At 45.6% G+C, this 20,028-nt stretch carries 16 protein-coding genes; 13 read left to right on the forward strand and 3 right to left on the reverse strand.

The genetic code is table 11. The annotated features are described in order from the left end of the window. The first annotated feature begins 26 nt into the window (after window positions 1–26). The 3 genes from bioA to bioD are packed head-to-tail and all read left to right on the forward strand — an operon-like array spanning window position 27 to window position 3,279. Window positions 27–1,397 (forward strand): adenosylmethionine--8-amino-7-oxononanoate transaminase, encoded by a 1,371-nt coding sequence (bioA, locus tag PP175_RS04635; RefSeq protein WP_442870419.1) that lies wholly within the window; start codon window positions 27–29, stop codon window positions 1,395–1,397. Continuing rightward, window positions 1,394–2,560 (forward strand): 8-amino-7-oxononanoate synthase, encoded by a 1,167-nt coding sequence (gene bioF, locus PP175_RS04640; protein ID WP_272441666.1) that lies wholly within the window; start codon window positions 1,394–1,396, stop codon window positions 2,558–2,560. Before bioA ends, bioF begins: the two co-directional genes overlap by 4 nt. After that, window positions 2,557–3,279 carry a dethiobiotin synthase gene (gene bioD / locus PP175_RS04645; protein WP_272441667.1) on the forward strand — a complete coding sequence of 241 codons (723 nt, stop codon included), beginning with the start codon at window positions 2,557–2,559 and terminating at the stop codon, window positions 3,277–3,279. Before bioF ends, bioD begins: the two co-directional genes overlap by 4 nt. Before the next feature lie 236 nt (window positions 3,280–3,515). Here the strand turns inward: bioD and PP175_RS04650 are convergent, their stop codons facing one another. After that, entirely contained in the window at window positions 3,516–5,255 is a 1,740-nt protein-coding gene (locus PP175_RS04650; protein ID WP_272441668.1) for a YcdB/YcdC domain-containing protein, read from the reverse strand. A gap of 357 nt (window positions 5,256–5,612) precedes the next feature. Here PP175_RS04650 and PP175_RS04655 point away from each other — a divergent pair, with 357 nt between their 5' ends. From PP175_RS04655 to PP175_RS04690, 8 genes are all read left to right on the forward strand, one after another. Continuing rightward, window positions 5,613–6,122 carry a PIG-L family deacetylase gene (locus PP175_RS04655; protein WP_272441669.1) on the forward strand — a complete coding sequence of 170 codons (510 nt, stop codon included), beginning with the start codon at window positions 5,613–5,615 and terminating at the stop codon, window positions 6,120–6,122. Window positions 6,123–6,544: 422 nt separating this feature from the next. After that, a complete protein-coding gene (locus PP175_RS04660; protein ID WP_272443185.1) occupies window positions 6,545–7,297 on the forward strand; it encodes a DeoR/GlpR family DNA-binding transcription regulator in 753 nt (250 codons plus the stop codon). Then, on the forward strand, window positions 7,294–8,214 hold the full coding sequence (pfkB, locus tag PP175_RS04665; RefSeq protein ID WP_272441670.1) for a 1-phosphofructokinase: 921 nt from the start codon (window positions 7,294–7,296) through the stop codon (window positions 8,212–8,214). The genes PP175_RS04660 and pfkB overlap by 4 nt, the downstream gene beginning before the upstream one ends. Further along, window positions 8,214–10,124 carry a PTS fructose transporter subunit IIABC gene (locus PP175_RS04670; RefSeq protein WP_272441671.1) on the forward strand — a complete coding sequence of 637 codons (1,911 nt, stop codon included), beginning with the start codon at window positions 8,214–8,216 and terminating at the stop codon, window positions 10,122–10,124. Before pfkB ends, PP175_RS04670 begins: the two co-directional genes overlap by 1 nt. Window positions 10,125–10,297: 173 nt before the next feature. After that, window positions 10,298–11,632, forward strand: a complete 1,335-nt coding sequence (locus PP175_RS04675; RefSeq protein WP_272441672.1) for an amino acid permease — start codon at window positions 10,298–10,300, stop codon at window positions 11,630–11,632. A gap of 205 nt (window positions 11,633–11,837) precedes the next feature. Beyond that, entirely contained in the window at window positions 11,838–12,044 is a 207-nt protein-coding gene (locus PP175_RS04680) for a DUF3311 domain-containing protein (protein WP_272441673.1), read from the forward strand. Between the two features lie 45 nt (window positions 12,045–12,089). Continuing rightward, window positions 12,090–13,616, forward strand: a complete 1,527-nt coding sequence (mctP, locus tag PP175_RS04685) for a monocarboxylate uptake permease MctP (protein ID WP_272441674.1) — start codon at window positions 12,090–12,092, stop codon at window positions 13,614–13,616. Window positions 13,617–13,794: 178 nt separating this feature from the next. Then, window positions 13,795–14,916, forward strand: a complete 1,122-nt coding sequence (locus PP175_RS04690) for a mandelate racemase/muconate lactonizing enzyme family protein (protein ID WP_272443186.1) — start codon at window positions 13,795–13,797, stop codon at window positions 14,914–14,916. 73 nt (window positions 14,917–14,989) lie between these two features. Here the strand turns inward: PP175_RS04690 and PP175_RS04695 are convergent, their stop codons facing one another. Then, entirely contained in the window at window positions 14,990–15,178 is a 189-nt protein-coding gene (locus PP175_RS04695) for a hypothetical protein (protein WP_272441675.1), read from the reverse strand. A gap of 176 nt (window positions 15,179–15,354) precedes the next feature. After that, on the reverse strand, window positions 15,355–15,603 hold the full coding sequence (locus PP175_RS04700; RefSeq protein ID WP_272441676.1) for a hypothetical protein: 249 nt from the start codon (window positions 15,601–15,603) through the stop codon (window positions 15,355–15,357). A 557-nt stretch (window positions 15,604–16,160) separates the two neighbouring features. Between PP175_RS04700 and PP175_RS04705 the strand changes: the two genes are divergently transcribed. Next, window positions 16,161–18,551, forward strand: coding sequence for a beta-propeller fold lactonase family protein (locus tag PP175_RS04705; protein ID WP_272441677.1), 2,391 nt, complete (start codon window positions 16,161–16,163; stop codon window positions 18,549–18,551). 486 nt (window positions 18,552–19,037) lie between these two features. Beyond that, window positions 19,038–19,976, forward strand: coding sequence for an extracellular catalytic domain type 1 short-chain-length polyhydroxyalkanoate depolymerase (locus PP175_RS04710; RefSeq protein ID WP_272441678.1), 939 nt, complete (start codon window positions 19,038–19,040; stop codon window positions 19,974–19,976). Window positions 19,977–20,028 lie beyond the last annotated feature (52 nt).

A 20,028-nucleotide genomic window follows, 5' to 3' on the forward strand; every position in this document is an offset into this window, starting at 1 on the left:
TTTTTAGGTTAACATATTGTCTGGAGGTGTTGGAATTGAATCAACCATCTTATACCTATGAGGAACTTGCAGAGAAGAATAAAGCCTATCTCTGGAATCCGTTTACGCAGATGAAAGATTACCTGGAAGAAGACCCGGTTATTATAGCGGGGGGAAGCGGACGCCAATTGATAGATGTTGAGGGAAATGAATACTGGGATGGCGTATCATCCGTTTGGCTAAATGTCCATGGCCACCGCGTCCCGGAACTCGATCAGGCGATTCGCGACCAGTTAGAGAATATCGCGCATTCGACCCTGTTGGGAATGGCGAATGTACCGGCGATTTTATTAGCTGAGCAGCTTATACACATCATGCCTCCAGGATTGTCTAAAGTCTTTTATTCTGATTCTGGCGCGACTGCCGTAGAAATAGCGATTAAAATGGCATTTCAATATTGGAAGAATAAAGGCCTTCCGGAAAAAAGGCATTTTATCACGATGAAAGAAGCTTACCATGGTGATACGATCGGAGCTGTCTCGGTTGGCGCGATTGATCAGTTTCACCTCATTTATTCAGGCCTCTTATTTCCTTCTATTAAAGTGTCTTATCCGTATGTTTATCGTTCGCCATACGGGGCTGATCCGCAAGAGGCAGCAGCCGGCCATTTAGCAGAACTGGAACAGGTTCTGGCCACGCGATCACACGAGGTGGCCGCTTTAATTGTGGAGCCGGTTCAAGGTGCTGGCGGCATTATCACCATGCCAGACGGGTATTTGAAAGCGATTCGCGATCTTTGCAACCGCTATAACGTCTTGATGATCACCGACGAGGTCGCAACTGGATTTGGCCGGACAGGTAAAATGTTCGCCTGTGAACATGAACAGGTGAGCCCCGACATATTAACAGCGGGGAAAGGGTTAACAGGCGGATACCTGCCAGTAGCGATCACTGTCACAACAGACGAAATTTATGATGCGTTCTACGGCGATTATGCGGAACAAAAAACATTTTTCCATGGCCACAGCTACACCGGCAATCAATTGGGCTGTGCGGTGGCGCTGGCGAATCTGGAGCTGTTTCGAAAGAACAATCTGGTGTCCCAGGTGGCTAAAAAATCATCATACATAAAAGAAAGGCTTGCTCGCTTTCATGAACTACGCCATGTAGGCGATATTCGCCAGAAAGGGTTCATGATTGGCCTGGAACTGGTGGTCAGCAAAGAAACGAAGCAGCCGTATGACTGGACCGAGCGGATTGGCGCCCGTGTTTGCAGGCGTACACGCGAGCTAGGCATGCTTCTTCGCCCGTTAGGAAATGTGGTTGTTTTCATGCCGCCCCTGGCGTCCACCTATGAAGAACTGGATGAAATGCTCGCTATTTTATATCAAGGCATTGCTGAGGTGACCGAGGCATGAAGCTGCATGAAGAGCTTAATGAGCTAACGAAAAACGGCTTATATCGAAAACTGCGGCGCATGGAAAGTGCGGCCTCCAACCGGGTTATCGTGGAAGGCCATGAGATGCTGATGTTTGCTTCAAATAACTACCTTGGACTCGCCGATGATCACCGATTAATCCGGGCCGCTTGCCAGGCAATCGAAAGATATGGCACAGGATCTTCGGGATCCCGTTTGACCACGGGAAACACCCTTCTGCATGAGCAGCTTGAAGGACGTCTCGCTCAATTTAAAGGCACCGAAGCCGCTATTGTTTTTAATACCGGATATATGGCGAATATTGCTGCTCTAACTTCGCTTGTCGGAGAGGGCGATGTGATTTTATCGGATGCCTTAAACCACGCCAGTATTATAGACGGCTGCCGGCTTTCACGGGCGAGAACGGTCATTTACCGTCATGCTGATATGCAAGATTTAGAGAACAAATTGAAAGAATCAACTTCCTTTCGGCAACGGCTCATCGTGACAGACGGTGTGTTTTCGATGGATGGAGACATAGCGCCATTGCCGGATATCGTGTCTCTGGCAGAAAAATATCAAGCAACAATCATGGTAGATGATGCCCATGCCACGGGGGTGTTGGGAAACAACGGTACAGGAACAGCGGAGCACTTCGGTTTGAAAGATAGAATTGCTGTGCAATTGGGTACGTTATCGAAAGCACTGGGGGCGGAAGGGGGGTATATTGCGGGAAAGCAAGAGTTGATTGATTATTTATTGAACCGTGCAAGGCCGTTCATTTTTTCCACTGCCTTATCGCCAGGCGTAATCGCCAGTGCGCTTGAAGCTTTAGATATAGTGGAGCTTGAACCGGAGCGAAGATGGAGATTGCATCATGTCAGTTCATATGCGCGGCAGGAATTGAGCAGGTTGGGTTTTCATGTGTTGGATGGTCAAACTCCGATTTTGGCTGTCGTGATCGGAGTTGCGGATGCAGCTGTTACTTTTTCGAAGAGATTGGAGGACAATGGAATATTTGCACCCGCTATTCGTCCACCGACGGTTCCAATTGGATCTTCACGCATTCGGATTACGTTAATGGCGTCCCACACGGATGAAGATATCCAGTCGTTGATTCAATCGTTCCAATTAGTCGGCAAGGAACTGGGGGTTATGCGATGAGCGGTTTTTTTGTTACGGCAACAGACACAGAAGTAGGAAAAACGATGGTGGCAGGTGGTTTAGCAGGTGTGTTGCGCCGGCGTAATCATGACATGGGAGTGTTTAAACCCATCCAAAGCGGACATTTATCCACTAATCCGGAAGGGGATGCGGCGAGGCTCAAACTTCTCTCAGGGGTGGAGGATCAGCCCGAACTTATTTGCCCTTATAGTATAGAAGAGCCGATTGCACCGCTTCTGGCCCTTCGGCGTACCGGGCAAAGGGTGTATTTACGTGATCTTGTTGATAAATATGAGTCAATAAAGGAACATCACCAAATGCTCATCGTTGAAGGTGCCGGCGGCATAGCCGTGCCCTATACGGAGGATGGATTCGTCGTTGATTTGGCAAGTCTATTAAAACTTCCGTTGATCATCGTGGCCCGGCCAAACTTGGGCACAGTTAATCATACGCTACTTACAATTGAGTATGCGCGCCAACGTGGACTTACGATTGCAGGCGTCATTCTGTCAGGCGTCGGCAAAACAGAGATAGGCATACCGGAGCGAACCAACGCGGACCTGATAACACAATACAGCGGCATACCTGTTCTTGGCTCAATTCCCTGGCTTGGGGAGCAACCAACAAGGGATGAAGTGCTGGATAGCTTCGAACAAAACCTAGATTTCGACTATATTGAAAGAAATCTTACAAGGAGCGAAACGTCCAGCCTTAGTTAAGGCTGGACGCCAGCATTCATTCTGTTCAGTCGCAAGAACACGCAATAATAACGAGCAGGATGAACAGAACCAGAATAACACCAATTACATCTTCGCCACCAAAGAAACCCATGGTATCCCCTCCTTTACTTGCATGATACGGGGAGGGGCATGGACGAGTGTTGGGCATCTGCCACGGCTTTACTTATTTGGGTTCCGAACGATGGTTTATGACCGGACGGCTAAAAACGGGCAACCTATTCCTCAGTTAGATATGGAACGGTTGTATAAGAGCCAGTCAGTGCATCAACATAGCTGAAACCGGGCATTTTGCTATCGCGCATGTAGACGAGAATAGGGGAAGGAGCACGCTGACCGAAATAATCTGGCCATATATACTGCAGCTTAAAGTGTACTTGGTTACGGAAAACGGCGGCAGCTTTCTCCTTTGAAATTATACTTTTGGTGTCAGGCAGTTCAACGTTATCCATGTTTTCCGGGATGGTTAAGCTTACTACATTGCTGGTTGCGGCATCCACAGCTATCGTATAGCATCTATCTGTAACAGGGACACCATTGTGCAGTTCAGTGAACAAAAACAAATATTGCTTGTTTTGATTATCCATTTCCAGGAGTTTGCTTGTATCTACCCATGTTGGCGGGTCTTCCTGCGGATTGGCCGTTAGGACGACAACCTTGAGATTTGTTGCGGCTGGATCAACATATTGGGAAAGCATGGCAGACGCGCGCTGATAGGCTTGTTCCTGTGTAATGTCCGGATTCTTATTATTGTTGCTCTTATTATGGTTCTGGCTGATGTTGAGACTAATGACCTGTCCGGTCTTTTTAGAGGCCGTTACGTGAACAAACGTATCTTTCTGATTGGTCCAGCCGTAGTCGATGTATCTGTCATTTGCTTTTTGTACATCAGGAGCAACTTCCGGCTGTTCCTCGCGTTGAAGCTGGCTGACATCATACTGAAGTATTTGTTTAAGAGCGTTAGCGGCGTCCTGTTCCGTGTGGATGAGTGGAAGTTTATCGCCTTGGGCAGTCAGCGTTACATCTTTTAAAACATTCTGGAATGCTCCAGCCTTCATTTCATTGCCCGTCATCATGCTGATGGGCTTTCCAGTCCGAGCGTCTATCGGGCCAAAAAAATTGAAATCATAATACAGTGCCGGGTGTTCATTTTCCGGACCATTCTCAGCACTGTACCGTGCAGGCTGGGCTGCTGTATAGTTTAATGTTAATGAATCAGCAGTTATCAGCCGTTTTTTTAATTCCTCTTCCGATAGAACATCCGATGGTTTATTCAGTTTTAAGCCAGCTATATCAGGCAAGGAATAGCGAAAGCTCACGATATGGCCTGCCCCGTCCACTCCAACGTGAACAGCAGATTCACCTGTCACAGGAATTCCATTTATAAGGAAGGGGAACTCAACGTCTCGGTGGGCCCACCTCACCCAGGTTTTATTTTCTTTCTGATATCCTGAACTGCCTGAACCGTGTGATTCGGGTTCTCCCAAGATAGCCTTCCGATCCGTGGCTAACAGTTGATTAACAAACTGGGCCGCTTTTTCTTTGGCTGCAGAGATGGTTGGCAGTGAAGCAGATGCCCAGTCCTTAATCTGTAAATTTAACATAAGAAGTTCACCTGTTTTACTGTCCATTCGAATATAAGCATTTGACAAATCGGGGACATGTTGCTTATTCATGTCAGCGGTAGGGTGCTCACTCATATAGATGAAAACCGAATGTGTACTGTCATCCGTTTGTATGGATGCTATTTTAAGCTCGGGTTCTACTTTCAATAGCTTATCCATTGTAGCTTTCACAAGAGGAGGTACGGTTTTAAAGTCCTGGCTAATGTTCGTTTTCGTATCCAAAACTTGCTGCGCCGGAGCGGGTGTCATTGAAACGGATGCTGCGAATACGGAGCCTGCTGGCAGCATACTCGCAGCAAGCAGTGCGGAAACAAAAGGGTATTTGTTTTTCATAGAAAGGCTTCACCTCATCGTAGATTTTATTTGGTTACTTCATCGGCTTGTGAATCGGCATTTGTTCCGATAATCCATACAATCCGTTTCCTACCCTCTTTCTTTAATAACAATGCTATTTTTCCATTACATAGAATTTTAACGGGTATATGTTTAAAATAGTAGGAAAAAAATGTCAAAAAAAGTTCCCGATTAAGTCTCCACATAACCAAACTTGGACTTGCATCCACCACAGCCGCTATGGTACCACTATTTAACTGATAGCGATCTGTTCTATATGGGTAAAGATTTATGAAGCTTACTTGTCGGTTCCGGTTGCCGTTTGTGTAAAAAATTCTATTAGGAGGCATCGCAAACATGACTGTAAATAAATTAATGATAGTTGCACACCCGGATGATGAAATGATCTTTGGCGGAAATGAGCTCCTGATGGAAGATGGCTGGAAAGTTATTTGTGTTACCAATCGGGATAATCCGGTTCGATCTAAGGAGTTTTCCCGGGCGATGGAGATGGTAGGCGCGGAATATGAAATGTGGAATTACGAAGACGGCTGGACCCACCATATCAACCGGCCTGAAATACAGAGAGATCTAGAAAGAGCCGTTAATGAACGGAAATATGAGCGGATCGTTACCCATAATTTGCGGGGGGAATACGGTCATCCAGAGCATCAAGCTCTGGCAGAAATTATGGAGAAAATCGTAAAGGACAACCTTTATATGTTTGACCAATCCCTGGATGAAATTCTCCCTCTATCCATTTTGAAGAAAATACTTGAGGTGTCTGAAGTCTATAAAAGCCAGTTGCATGCTTTTGAGCAGTTAAGCAGGTTTTTGGTTCGATCAAGAGCGGTGCGCATTCGATAACGAACGCATTTGCAGCGAGTATTACCCTTACTGTTCAATGGCATTAGCCAATATGTAGCGTGCCATTCTTAGCGAAATTGCATAGTCAAATCTTTGAACGATGCCCGGCCGGTTAAAGGAAGGGCATCGTTTTTTGTCGTATAAGTATATTGCTTTAAGTTATTTTTTGCTGGGACCGATAGGTCCCTTTCTCTTTTTTGATATGGAGTTTATGTGCTTCAAAGTGTTGGTGCCTTGAGCGATTTTTTAAATGGGACCTCCGGTCTCGAAACACCTAAGAAAAACATCGTGAGCCGCATGTCCCGCGATGTTTTTCTTACTCTGTTGATAGTTTATGAATGTATTTGATTATTAATGATTGATTTTGGTTGTTTTTTGTTTTAAGATAAGACTATAGATACACAGGAAAGGAGGGAATGGTTCTGTTAGGTCCAGAACGTCATCAGCTTATCCTCTCCATGCTACAAGATAAATCGGTCCTTCATATTCAAGAGATTATCGATACAACAGGTGCTTCTGAGTCTACGATCCGCCGGGATTTAAGTGAATTAGAAGAAAAGAAGCTTCTCAAACGGGTTCACGGGGGTTGTACGCACTTCCATAATAAAATAGAAGAACCGACAGTTACGGAGAAAACAGCGGTGTATGATGCGGAAAAAAGGGCAATTGGCCGTCATGCCGCATCATTGGTCAAGACGAAAGATTGTATCTTTATCGATGCCGGAACCACTACGCTTCACATGATTCCCTTTTTGGCAGGAAAAGATATTATTGCTGTTACGAACGGATTAAATACGGCAACCGAATTGCTGAGTGTTCAGGTACGGACCATTTTGCTTGGCGGCGATTTGAAAGCGCCTACTTTATCGCTTGTCGGGAGAGGCGCGGTTATTTCTATTCAGCAGTACCGCTTTGACAAGTGTTTTCTTGGGATGAACGGAGTGCATGAGCATATGGGATTTACCACGCCGGATCCGGGTGAGGCTTATATAAAACAACTGGCAGTTTCGCTTTCCGATGAAAAATATGTTCTGTGCGACAGCAGCAAACTGTCACAGGTAACATTCGCTAAAGTGGCGGATTTACAGGATTGTACGATTATTACCGATAATGGCGCAGATGAAGTTAAACAGGCATACAGCAAAAAAACTAAGATGATAACGGTGATAGCATGATTTACACACTTACATTAAACCCATCGATTGACTATCATATCACGCTTCCAGCCTTTACAGAAGGCGGGTTAAACCGTGTACAGAAGGAACGAAAAACGGCAGGCGGTAAAGGAATAAACGTTTCCCTGGTGCTAAAAAAGCTTGGCATGGAAAGCCTGGCACTTGGCTTTACAGGTGGTTTTACCGGGAGATTTATTGAAGGTGAACTGCTTGAAGCCGGCATTCATACCGAGTTTTTACGCATTGGAGAAGATTCCCGGATTAACATCAAACTCCACGCAGAGAAGGAAACGGAGCTAACCGGCGTTTCCCCGCGTATTCCCCGGGAAAAGCTGGATGCGCTCCTGCTGCGGCTGTCCCGTTTAACAAATAAGGATACGCTGGTGCTATCAGGCGGCGTACCTGGCAGTTTGGACCAGGGGATTTACGGAACAATCATGAAGCGGCTCCAGGTTAAAGGGGTGCGCATCTTTCTGGATGCAAGCGGTGCAGCGCTTGAGAAAGCACTTGAAGAGAGGCCCTTTCTAATTAAGCCAAACCAGCAGGAAGTGAGTGATTTGTTCGGAGTACCCATTGAAACCGCTGAAGAAGCGATCACTTATGCGAGGAAATTACTGCCGCTGGGACCGGAAAATGTAATCGTTTCCCTTGGTGGAGAGGGCGCGGTTTTGGTCAATCATCATGAAGCCTTTATCGCCCGCATTCCGCGGTCAAAACCGATTAATACAATTGGTGCGGGGGACTCTATGGTGGCTGGATTTTTATACCAATACGTCCGGCAAGAAGATGTAGAATCAGCCTTTCGCTTTGCGGTAGCTGCCGGAAGTGCGACTGCACTCTCTGAAGGATTCTGCACACCGGAAAGCATAGAAGCCTTCCTGCCTCACATTATTTTAAAAAAGGGGGAGAATACCTAATGAAAATTACGGAACTTTTACAATCCGATACAATAACGATGAATCTGGCAGCTTCTTCAAAAGAGGGAGTCCTTGAGGAATTAATAGATTCGCTTGACAGGGGCGGGTATTTAATCGACAGAGAACAGATGAAAATGGCGATTCTTGCCCGGGAAGCGCAGAGTACGACTGGCATTGGCGAAGGAATTGCGATTCCTCACGCAAAAACCACAGCGGTCAAAGAGCCGCGTATCGCATTTGGCCGTTCAACATCTGGTGTCGACTATCAGTCGCTAGACGGAGAGGCTGCGCACCTTTTTTTCATGATTGCCGTGCCTGAAGGATCAAATAACACCCATCTGGATGCGCTGGCCCGCCTTTCGATGCTGTTAATGGATGAGACACTGCGCCAGCAAATCATGCAGGCAACCACTGAGGCTGAGATTTTGTCCCTGATTGATGAGCGGGAAAATGCGGAAGCAGGAGCTAAAAATTCAGAAACATCCGAAACGGTTGAACACTCCAAGCAAAACCTGATTAAAATCCTGGCTGTTACGGCCTGTCCGACAGGCATTGCGCATACGTACATGGCAGCGGATTCACTTAAGAAGACCGCTGAAGCGCTTGGTTACGACATTAAGGTCGAAACAAACGGCTCAGGCGGCGTAAAAAATCAGCTCACATCGCAGGAAATCGCTGAAGCAACTGCCATTGTTGTGGCGGCAGACAAACAGGTGGAGATGGATCGCTTTGCTGGCAAAGTGGTCATCGAAGCGCCTGTTGCGGAAGGCATTCGCAACCCAAAAGACTTGCTCACCCGCGCAGCTGAACGCAGAGGCCCTGTATATGGAGGACAATCCGGCGCTGCATCCTATACGGGCAATATTGCCGAAGCCAAAGCTGAACTGAAAAAGAAACAGCCTGCTTTCTACAAGCATTTAATGAACGGCGTTTCTAACATGCTCCCGCTGGTTGTTGGAGGCGGTATCATCATCGCGATTAGCTTTATGTTTGGGATTAAGTCGGCCGATCCGAAAGACCCGAGCTTCTTCCCGTTCGCTAAACATTTAATGGATATTGGCGGAGGCACGGCTTTTGCACTTATGGTAGCTGTGCTGTCAGGCTACATTGCGATGAGCATCGCAGACAGGCCTGGCCTGGCCCCTGGTTTGGTAGGCGGGATGTTAGCCTCTACTTCCGGCGCTGGCTTCCTTGGCGGTCTTATTGCCGGGTTCTTTGCAGGGTATGTCGTAGTCGGGCTTAAAAAACTGTTTGCCCGAATGCCGCAGTCACTGGAAGGAATTAAGCCGATGCTGCTCTATCCGCTGCTGGGCATTCTGATTACGGGCCTTGGCATGGTATACGTGATTTCGCCGCCGGTAACGTTTATCAACAATGCACTGGCTGAATGGCTGCGCAATATGGGTACAGGAAATGCCGTTCTTCTGGGAATCATTCTCGGGGCCATGATGGCGTTCGATATGGGTGGACCGGTTAATAAAGCGGCGTTTACGTTCGGTATCGCGATGATTGCCAATCATAACTACCTTCCACACGCGGCTATAATGGCGGCGGGCATGACACCACCGCTTGGGCTTGCTCTTGCCACCACGCTGTTTAAAAGTAAATTTACCCGGCAGGAAAGGGAAGCGGGTAAAACGGCTTATGTACTAGGCGCCACTTTTATCACAGAAGGCGCGATTCCGTTTGCTGCCGCTGATCCTAGCAGGGTCATTCCGGCTACAATGCTCGGCTCAGCAGTGGCCGGCGGTCTCTCGATGTTTTTTAAGTGTACGCTGCCAGCTCCGCACGGTGGGATTTTTGTCATCCCGGTTGTTGGCAATATTCCTGGCTACATCATTTCTATTGTTGTGGGTACGCTTGTAACCGCTTTGACTGTCAACTTTTTAAAGAAGAAAGTTGTTGAATAGTATAAAACTCAACAAATTGGCTCCCTCATCTCTGAGGGGGCCTTTTTCATCCAGGTGGTGGTTTTCAAGGAATAGTCTGTTACTTTATTCATAAAGTCTTTTGTGTTACCTTTAAGGAGTTAGCCCAGAGCTTAGAATGGCTTTAGTTTAGTAGAGGATAGAGGAGAGTTTCAATGAGCACGAACAGAAAAGAAGAGTTGGCCCGCAGCCTAAAAGCCCGCCATATTATGATGATTGCACTTGGCGGCGCTATTGGAGCGGGCATGTTTAAAGGCAGCAGCACATCCATAGACATGGCTGGCCCCGGGGTGGTGCTGGATTATTTGTTTGGCGGCATTATTCTGTTATTTGTTATGCAGGGGCTGGCAGAGATGGCGGTACGCAGGCCAGGGGCGAAAACCTTCCGTGAGTTAATTGAGCCGATACTGGGCCGCTTTGCGGGATACTTCGCGGGCTGGATGTATCTGCTTGATTGGGTGCTTGTTATGGCAGCGGAGACGGCTGCGGCTGCGGTGTTTCTGCAGTACTGGTTCCATCATGTGCCGCTATGGGTTTTATCTTTGGTTGTATCGATTGTGATCACAGCGATTAATCTCTATCAGGTTAATATATACGGCGAAACAGAGTTCTGGTTGGCCGGCATTAAAATAGCCGTTCTTATTCTTTTTATTCTGCTGGGTGGCACGCTGTTGTTCACGGGGTATTCCAACCACCCTGCCGTCGGCCTCCATCATTTAACAGACAGCGGCGGATTTTTGCCACATGGCATAAGAGGACTGGCATCGGCTATGCTGGTTGTTATGTTCTCATTCGGGGGAAGCGAAATGGTAGGGATGACGCTAGGGGAGACGGAAAATCCCGAGCGGGTTATTCCACGCGCAGCCCGTACCGTAATCTACCGTATTCTGGTATTTTATGTACTGCCTATCCTCGTTATTGTAAGCCTTGTCCCATGGAATGGCTTATCAACTGTGCAAAGCCCGTTTGTGACGGTTTTTGAGGCGATGGGCATCCCGTACGCGGGTGATATTATGAATTTCGTGATGCTGACTGCCGTTCTGTCTGCGACAAACACGGGTATGTACGCGGCATCCCGGATGCTGTACAATCAGGCGCTGGATGGACAGGCACCCCGCTTTTTTGCCTCGCTTTCGAGGCGGCGTGTTCCGGTGCGGGCGCTTTTAGTTAGTACATCCTTTCTTTACATCGGCGTTATTGTTGCCTTTTTTGCCCAAGGAAAAACGTTTGACTACTTGATGGTCATACCCGGATATTCTGTTCTTATTGTATGGATGCTGCTTGCTGCGGCACACATGCGAAGCCGTTTTGCACAGTTGGAGAGCTTAACCCAACCCATCCGCTTTCCAGCAGGCAGCTTGTTTGCACTCCTATCCCTGGCTGTCATCTTTGTTGGCGTTGTAGTCACATCGCCTCTCTATGGAACGCTGGTAAGCCTGCTTACGATGGTGCTTATCGCAGCGACATACGGGTTGGCCCAGAAAGAATAAATCATACATTATATAAGCTGTTTCCGTTAAATGCGGAGGCAGCTTTTTTTGCTTTGGTGTCACTTGCCGAGGGAAGGTTAGTATCAAATTGCTTAAGCTAATGAACTGGATATTGACGGAAACGATTACTTATGCAAAAATTCTGATTAATAGCTATTATTAATATTAACATGCAAGTAACCTTGTCCAGAAAGGAGGGAACTACATGGACGAAAACCACGAGCCCAAAGCAGCCTGGAACAAATGGTATCTCCTATTGATCATCCCGTTTATAGCCACGCTCTGGCCGCCTTTTTACGCATCGAATAACCCAGCGTTTTTTGGAATCCCGTTCTTCTACACGTACCAGTTTTTATGGGTTGCCATCAGCGCGGTTTTAACTGGAATTGTCTATTTTGCTACTCGGAATTAATAGCGGCGGGCAGCTTTTTAACTTGTTTTGGAAAGGGGTTCTTATATGAACTGGCCGGCACTTATCGTTTTTATCTTTTTCTTTGCGCTTGTAACCATCCTGGGCTTCTATGCAGCCCGTTGGCGACGGGCGGACTTAAATCATCTTGACGAATGGGGACTCGGGGGGAGGCGGTTTGGAACTCTTATCACCTGGTTCCTGTTAGGCGGGGACCTTTATACAGCCTACACGTTTATCGCCGTTCCTGCTCTCATGTACGGCAAAGGGGCCCTTGGATTTTATTCGGTGCCATATACGATCATAATTTACCCGCTTGTATTTGTTGTGATGCCAAGGCTGTGGTCTGTTGCTAAAAAACATGGATACATTACGATTGCGGATTTTATCCGGGACCGCTATGATAGCCGTGCACTTGCCCTTGCTGTGACCTTTACAGGCATCCTGGCAACCATGCCCTATATTGCTTTACAGCTCGTGGGTATGCAGGCTGTTCTGGAGGCGATGGGGATCACAGGGAGCGGTTTTAAGGGAGAGATTCCGCTGATCATCGCGTTTGCCATCCTAGCTCTATACACGTATACAAGCGGTCTGCGTGCCCCGGCTGTCATCGCGATTGTAAAAGATTTGATGATCTATATCACAGTGATTGCGGCTGTTATCATCATTCCGGTTAAACTGGGAGGCTTTGGCCATATTTTTAGCGCGGCTGCAGCTGTACTGCCCACACATAAGCCACCTGGAGGCGTGAATCTCTGCCCAGCCGCTTACATGCCGTATGCGACGCTTGCATTGGGATCCGCTTTAGCTCTATTTCTCTACCCGCATTCACTAACAGGTGTGCTTAGTTCAAGCAGCCGGGACGTTATTAAGCGAAACGCGGCGCTGCTGCCGGCGTATTCCTTTATTCTTGGCATTATTGCTCTCTTAGGCTTCATGGCCATAGCGGCGGGCATAAATACAAAGACACCGAACAGCGCCGTGCCACTGCTCTTTCTGAAAATGTTTCCCGACTGGTTTTCCGGGTTTGCTTTCGCCGCAATCGCAATCGGAGCGCTTGTACCGGCAGCCATTATGTCGATAGCCGCTGCAAATTTATTTACACGAAATATTTATCGCGAATACATCAACCCGGCCTGTACGCCAAAGCAGGAATCTAATATGGCAAAATACGTATCGCTGATCGTTAAAGTGGGCGCGCTGTTCTTTATTATTTTTCTGCCCACCCAGTACGCGATTAATCTGCAGCTGCTCGGCGGAATTTGGATTCTGCAGACGCTGCCAGCGGTCATTGTCGGCTTATACACCAGTTGGTTCCACCGGTCCGCACTGCTGATCGGCTGGTTAATTGGAATGCTGTCTGGCACTTATATGGCTGTGGCACAAGGTTTCAACTCTGTATATCCGCTGCACATAGGCAGCTCGGTTATCTCAGCGTATGCTGCGATTTACGCGCTCATCATTAATTTCGTGGTTGCAATTGTGTTCACCCTTGTACTTCGTGCTTTTGGCGTGGAGAAGGGACGGGATAAAACAAGTCCGCAGGATTACAATTTTAAGTCCGCTTCTCTGTAAGCGCACGACACCGTGGGTGACTCTTCGACCCATGGTGTTTTTTTAGGATGGCAGGCATTCATATATATGTAAGTGCTTGGGCTTCGCTGATTTTAACGCATAATTTTACTTCGTCAGGAAAGTATAACCACATGAAGCAAGTTTGGCTCAGCATCGCTGGCAGGAAGAGGTGGCACCACTGCAAATTGAAAGAATCGATACCTTTCCCTTACTGCACAAATTAACAAAGGCTTATGGGGACGCCAATGGTTACAAACGATATCGAACCTGCTTTTTAATTCGGATTACGACTAAATCAGGCGTGCAGGGGTGGGGAGAATGCATAGATTGGCTTCCGGCGCTGGAGCAGGTTTTCCAGTACCGCATTACTCCTTATTTGCTAGGGAAGAAAGCCACGGATCGGCTGACTGTCGTAAAAGAGGCGTCCAGATGGAATAAACGCGCGGCGGCAGGCGTCAGTATGGCGCTGACCGACATTGTTGCTAAAGCTGCGGGTCTGTCTTTGTGCAATTTGTGGGGAGGTCAACAGCATGAGCGGCTTCCCGTTTATGCATCATTTCAAAGTTACATAGAAGACGAGCATTGGATGGATGGTTCACTTGATTTAATCGGGAAGGCGCTTGATCGCGGCTTTGCGATGATAAAAGTTAAGATAGGCGGCAGGACCTTTGAAGAGGATCGCCGGCATCTGGCTGCTGTTAACAAGACTTTCGGCGATAAAATGAAGATAGCGGTTGATGCCAACCAGAGCTACGATCTGGCTACTGCTTTGCGTTGGGAGCAGGAATTCGCGAAAGTTCCGCAAATGATGTGGTTTGAGGAACCGCTTCCGCCGAACTTCGTTAAGGAATACAAGCTGCTGCGCACAAAGATGTGCGTTCCAATAGCAGGAGGCGAGAACCAGCAGGGGGCCGAGCTGTTCGCTGCGCTGCTTCAGGATCAGGCCATAGATATCATTCAGCCGGACATCATGCATGAGTCAGGTGTGGATACATTTCGCCACTCGCTGATGCTTTCGCGTACGTTTGGCGTACGGGTATCGCCTCATACATTTGATGGTGCACTGTCGAGGCTGTTTACGCTATGCGCTATGGCGTGCCTGCCTCCATGGAGCAAAATGAAGGGGGAAGCCATTGAGCCCGTGGAGTGGGATGTGATGGAGAATCCCTTTACCGAACTTTTTCCTATCACGCTTCACAACGGGATGGTTACACTGCCAGATGGGCCGGGGATCGGGGTGGAACCTGACGGGGAGATACTTAAGCGATACCGGTGGGATGGATTACAGGGCTGCGATTAAGGCACGGCAGGTATTATGACACCAGAAGGAAAGCAGATTCAAGCTGGTTTAGGAGGAAATTATTTTGACCAAGTTATTTTTTCCGGCAAGCTAGGGACATCGGTTTTTTATAGTTTACCGGTGGAAGCTGCCGATATTTCGCTAATTCATTCTCAGAAATGGTATAAGTAATGACTTCACCCGACCTGTTATCATGCTTATCTTTCTGAGGCACAACCGAATGTTTATTGAAGCCAAATACACGCCCACGAATCATGTTCATCTATCCCTTCTGCACCAATTTTAACGTAATCCCTTAACTTCAAATGGGTGTAACAATTTCTTCCACGGAAATACAGAGCTGGTTAAAATCAATTTAAAATGGGTTGTTGTAATTCTGGGAAATCCTGTGTTGATCAAGTGAGATTTTTAAGCATAATGCTTGGTGATATTGGACGTCTATTTGAAAGTCATTGGATAAGCTGCGTCTTTATTTCTAATTCTAATTTTATCACCAATTCGTAGTTTATCCTTCCCTCCGTAATTGATAATATTTCCACCTATGTGTATACCACTAATCCATTCACCATTATAGTTTAATTGCACCGCTTCTCCATTCATTATTGAAATCCGCATAGTATTATCTACACAGAGCATAGGAGAATTGTTAGAAGCCTTACACAAAATCCCTTCAATATACCTAATCATTAATCTCAATCCTTTTTAACTTCGGTCGTTTATATTATTACTTAAGATAGTTTATCAATTAATTATTATTGTTATATTGTGCATATGTTAAAAATATAATAAAATTTTTTGTTAACACAACAAATAAAACGTCTTCCGAAACAGCCATATTGTCCTAACTATTCCTATTGTTATTATTATACAATATTAACCATTTTCCACCATGTTCTTTCTTTAACTTAAACTGCTCCTTATTCAGACAACGGTCAGGCAATTTACAAAACTACGTTTGCCAAATAGAAAAGCCCGTAGCATACAAACTACAGGCAATGAGTAAGAGCGAGATTAATTTGCAGTAACATTGTATCGCGATAAATACAAAAGAGGCCATCACTCACTCCATCTCTGTCACAACCATGAGCCACTAGTTAAAGTGTAGGTGATGATACACTCTCATAAATAAAGGAAGAAAATTACCGAAAAATCACAAATGGAAATACTTAATTTACCATACATTCACATTTCCCTGCTAGAGTTGTCTATGGAAGAACTAATAACTACTTAAGGAGATGAGATGTATGAAAGGTAATGGGGAAAATCGCAAAAAGTTAGTTACCGGCATTGCATTAGCAACTGTACTTATTGGTTCTGGTTCTGTTTACGCGGCCTCTTTTTTAGGGGCTGGACCTCAGGTGAATGGGACAGGCGTAACCCCTCACGGTTGGACCCTAACACCAGCAGGAAAACAACTGAGTTTGGGTGATTTTCCGATGGGTGGAGCAATCAGTCCCGATCATAATTATCTCGTAGTTTCAAACGATGGACAAGGTACTCAATCCTTACAGGTAGTGGATATTGCCCAGCAAAAGGTCATTCAAACAATCCCTTACCAATCTCCTGAAACTCTCTTCCTCGGTGTAATCTTCAGCCCTGATGGAAAGAAATTGTATGCATCTGGTGCTGGTAATGACAAAATTCGTGTTTTCAAATTCGATCAAGGTTCCCTTTCCGAACAATCCCCTATCCTTATGAAGAATCAAAAGAACACCAAAATCTATCCGGCAGGAATCTCTATCTCACCTGATGGGAAGTTCTTATATACCGCGAACAATTTGGATAACTCCGTCTCCAGCATTGATCTGTCTACAGGGACTGTCACCGCAACCACTTCGGTCGGCAAGGATCCATACATGGCTCTTCTCAGTCGTGATGGAAGTACGTTATATGTAAGTAACTGGGGAGAGAGCAGCATTACAGTCTTGAATGCAAAGGATTTAACCGTTAAAAAGACAATCCCTGTAGGATTGCACCCGAATGCTTTAGCTGAAAATCCGATCAGCGGTAACATCTATGTAGCAAACTCAGACAGCGATGAAGTTTCTATTATCGATCCTAAGCAGCAAGTCGTTCAAACCATCTCCCTAGCTCCATACCATAATGCACCGACGGGAAGCGTACCGAATGCATTAACCGTTAGCCCGGATGGGAAGACACTATACGTAGCAAATGCAGGTAATAATGATATTGCCGTGGTAGATCTTGGTCACGATAAAGGACAAGCAAGTGTGAAGGGCCTTATTCCGACTGCATGGTATCCAACCGGAGTTCATCTGACTGAGAATGGTAAAAAACTAATGGTACTTAACGCAAAAGGATTAGGAGCAGGACCAAACAGCCAGCATCAATACATTGGAAATATGATGCAAGGAACAATGTCTTTCGTTAATGTACCTGATAATAATCAACTGGTAAAATATACTAAACAGGTTGAAGAAAACAATAAAGTCTATGACGTAAAAGGTGGCGGTTGGTTAAGTCAACTAACCAGTGAAAAAGATTCGCCAATTCCTCGCGGTACTAATCAAAAATCCCCCATTAAGCATATCATTTACGTCATTAAAGAAAATCGTACGTACGACCAAGTGTTTGGAGACTTAGGAAAAGGCAATGGTGACCCAAGTTTAACACAGTTTGGTAAAACGGTTACGCCCAACCTACACAAACTCGCAAATCAATTTGTCACTCTCGATAACTTCTATTCAGATGGAGAAGTCAGTGAGCAAGGACATCCATGGATGACGCAAGCTGAATCCAATGACTATTCGGAAAAAAGTTGGCCAGCACACTACTCCGGACGTAAAAATGGTAGTGACGATGCAGCAACAAAAGTAAGACAAGGTTATTTATGGAACAATGCTATGCGATCTGGTGTATCGTTCCGGGATTACGGCGAGGCCGTGAATTTCAATGAAAAGACAGGGGTATCTACACCGAATGATCCAAGTATGGGGAACAACATCGACCCTCAATATCCAGGTTGGAGTTTTAAAATTTCAGATGTACAGCGTGTAGACGAATGGGCGAAGGAATACAATCAATTTGAACAAAATGGCAACCTACCACAACTCGAAATGGTCTACCTGCCAAACGATCATACTGAAGGTACATCACCAGGACATCCTACACCTCAAGCATATGTGGCACAAAATGACTATGCACTCGGAAAATTGGTGGATACGGTAAGTCATTCTAATAATTGGAAGGATACAGCGATCGTTGTAGCGGAAGATGATGCCCAAGATGGTGCGGATCATGTTGATGCACACCGTGAGGAAGCCCTCGTTATTAGTCCTTATACTCAGACAGGAAAAGTGGACAGCACACTCTATGATCAAATGTCGATGTATCGCTCCATTGAAATGATTTTGGGAATGAAGTCAATGACCCAGTTCGATGCTTCTGCAATTCCGATGCTAAATGCGTTCACGAATCGACCAAACGTTACACCTTATACGGCTGAACAACCGACCTATCCATTAACTGCAATCAATGGGCAAAAAGCGCCGATGGCACAGGTTTCTAAGCAAATGGATTTCTCTAAACCAGATGCGGCAGACCCTAAAAAGCTCAATCTGGCTGTTTGGAAGGCAACAAAAGGAAATCAACCATACCCGGAATCTAAAAAGTAAAGGAAGGTTACTTGAAACACCAAATACGGAATTGACGCGGTATACGAAGGGTACTGCAATTGTAAATAACCGTAAAAGGCCAAACCCCCCTCTGAGTATCAGAAGGAGGTTTGGCTTCTGTTTGATCCGTCTCTTTATTAAATATGTTAAGGGGCAGAAAAAATTTTCTATGTATACTTACATATATTACATATACAAAGTTCCCTTATATATTAAGCGATTCTTTGTACAAAAGTGAGCTACTTCCGTAGTTAGATGAATCAACCTGGTGTTTCCCCTAACCTCCAACAAAAATTTCAGGATTCCTTATCTGAGCTTCCCCAAAATCCACTTCTAATGTTGTTCGAATATCGAGTAGGAAAATCCCACCATCTTTTTGCGTTTAAAAGAGTAAAACGTATACCCGTGTTCAATAATAATCCATCAAGACCCCTCACAGCAATATGAGTACCTGTACTCAAATAAACTATGTATGGAGGTAAAAATATGGCAAGTTTCATCGATTATAGATATGAGGATTTTACCTACAAACTTTATGTACCAAGTAGATATCACAAAGAAAAAAGCACATCGTTAATGGTTATGCTTCATGGATGTAAACAGAATCCAGATGATTTTGCCAGGGGTACGAAGATGAATGAAGTAGCTGAAAGGGAAAATTTTCTTGTACTTTATCCTGCCATGAATCACCTTTTTGATCCTTTTAATCCGGCCGATTCTAATCCTGATGGATGTTGGAATTGGTTTTTAGATTACAATCAGCATCGAAGACAGGGGCATCCTATGTTAATTGATAAAATAATTGATGAGGTCAAAAGTAATTTTAATATTGATTTAAATAAGGTGTACGCAGTGGGGCTTTCAGCTGGTGCCGCAATGGCTTGTATTTTGGGAGTTACCTATCCCGATGTATTTAGCGGATTAGGCATTTGCTCGGGACTAGCCTATAACGCAGCTGACGTATTTATCCCGGTTGATCCAACTGCGGAAGCTGCAAAGTATATCATGCTGCAAGGGGTATCTGATCCATTTGATTGTGGTAATAGTGCCTTTGATGAAATGGCGGGTTTTCAGAAAAGAATGCCTGTTATTGTTTTTCAGGGAGTCTGTGATACCACTGTACATCCTATTAATGGGCAGCAAGTCATTATCCAGTGGATACAAACGAATTTCCTCGTTGAGGGTGGTATAGGCAAAGCTAGCGTTGTACCCTCAGGTGTGAAGGCGGATATTATAAATGAAAGAAGTTTTACTCAACACATATATAACGATAAAAATTGTCGTCCATTGATGGAATTATGGATGATCGACGGAATGGGACATGCATGGTGTGGAGGAAATGCACAAGGTTCGTTTACTGATCCATTAGGTCCGGATGCATCTGAAATTATATGGAAATTCTTTGTTAAACAACAAAATGTATGATTAAAAACAGATTTTACAATGCGAGTTCATCAACATTTTTGCCGAAAAGGCG

Source organism: Aneurinibacillus sp. Ricciae_BoGa-3 (assembly GCF_028421645.1).
Lineage (GTDB): Bacteria > Bacillota > Bacilli > Aneurinibacillales > Aneurinibacillaceae > Aneurinibacillus_B.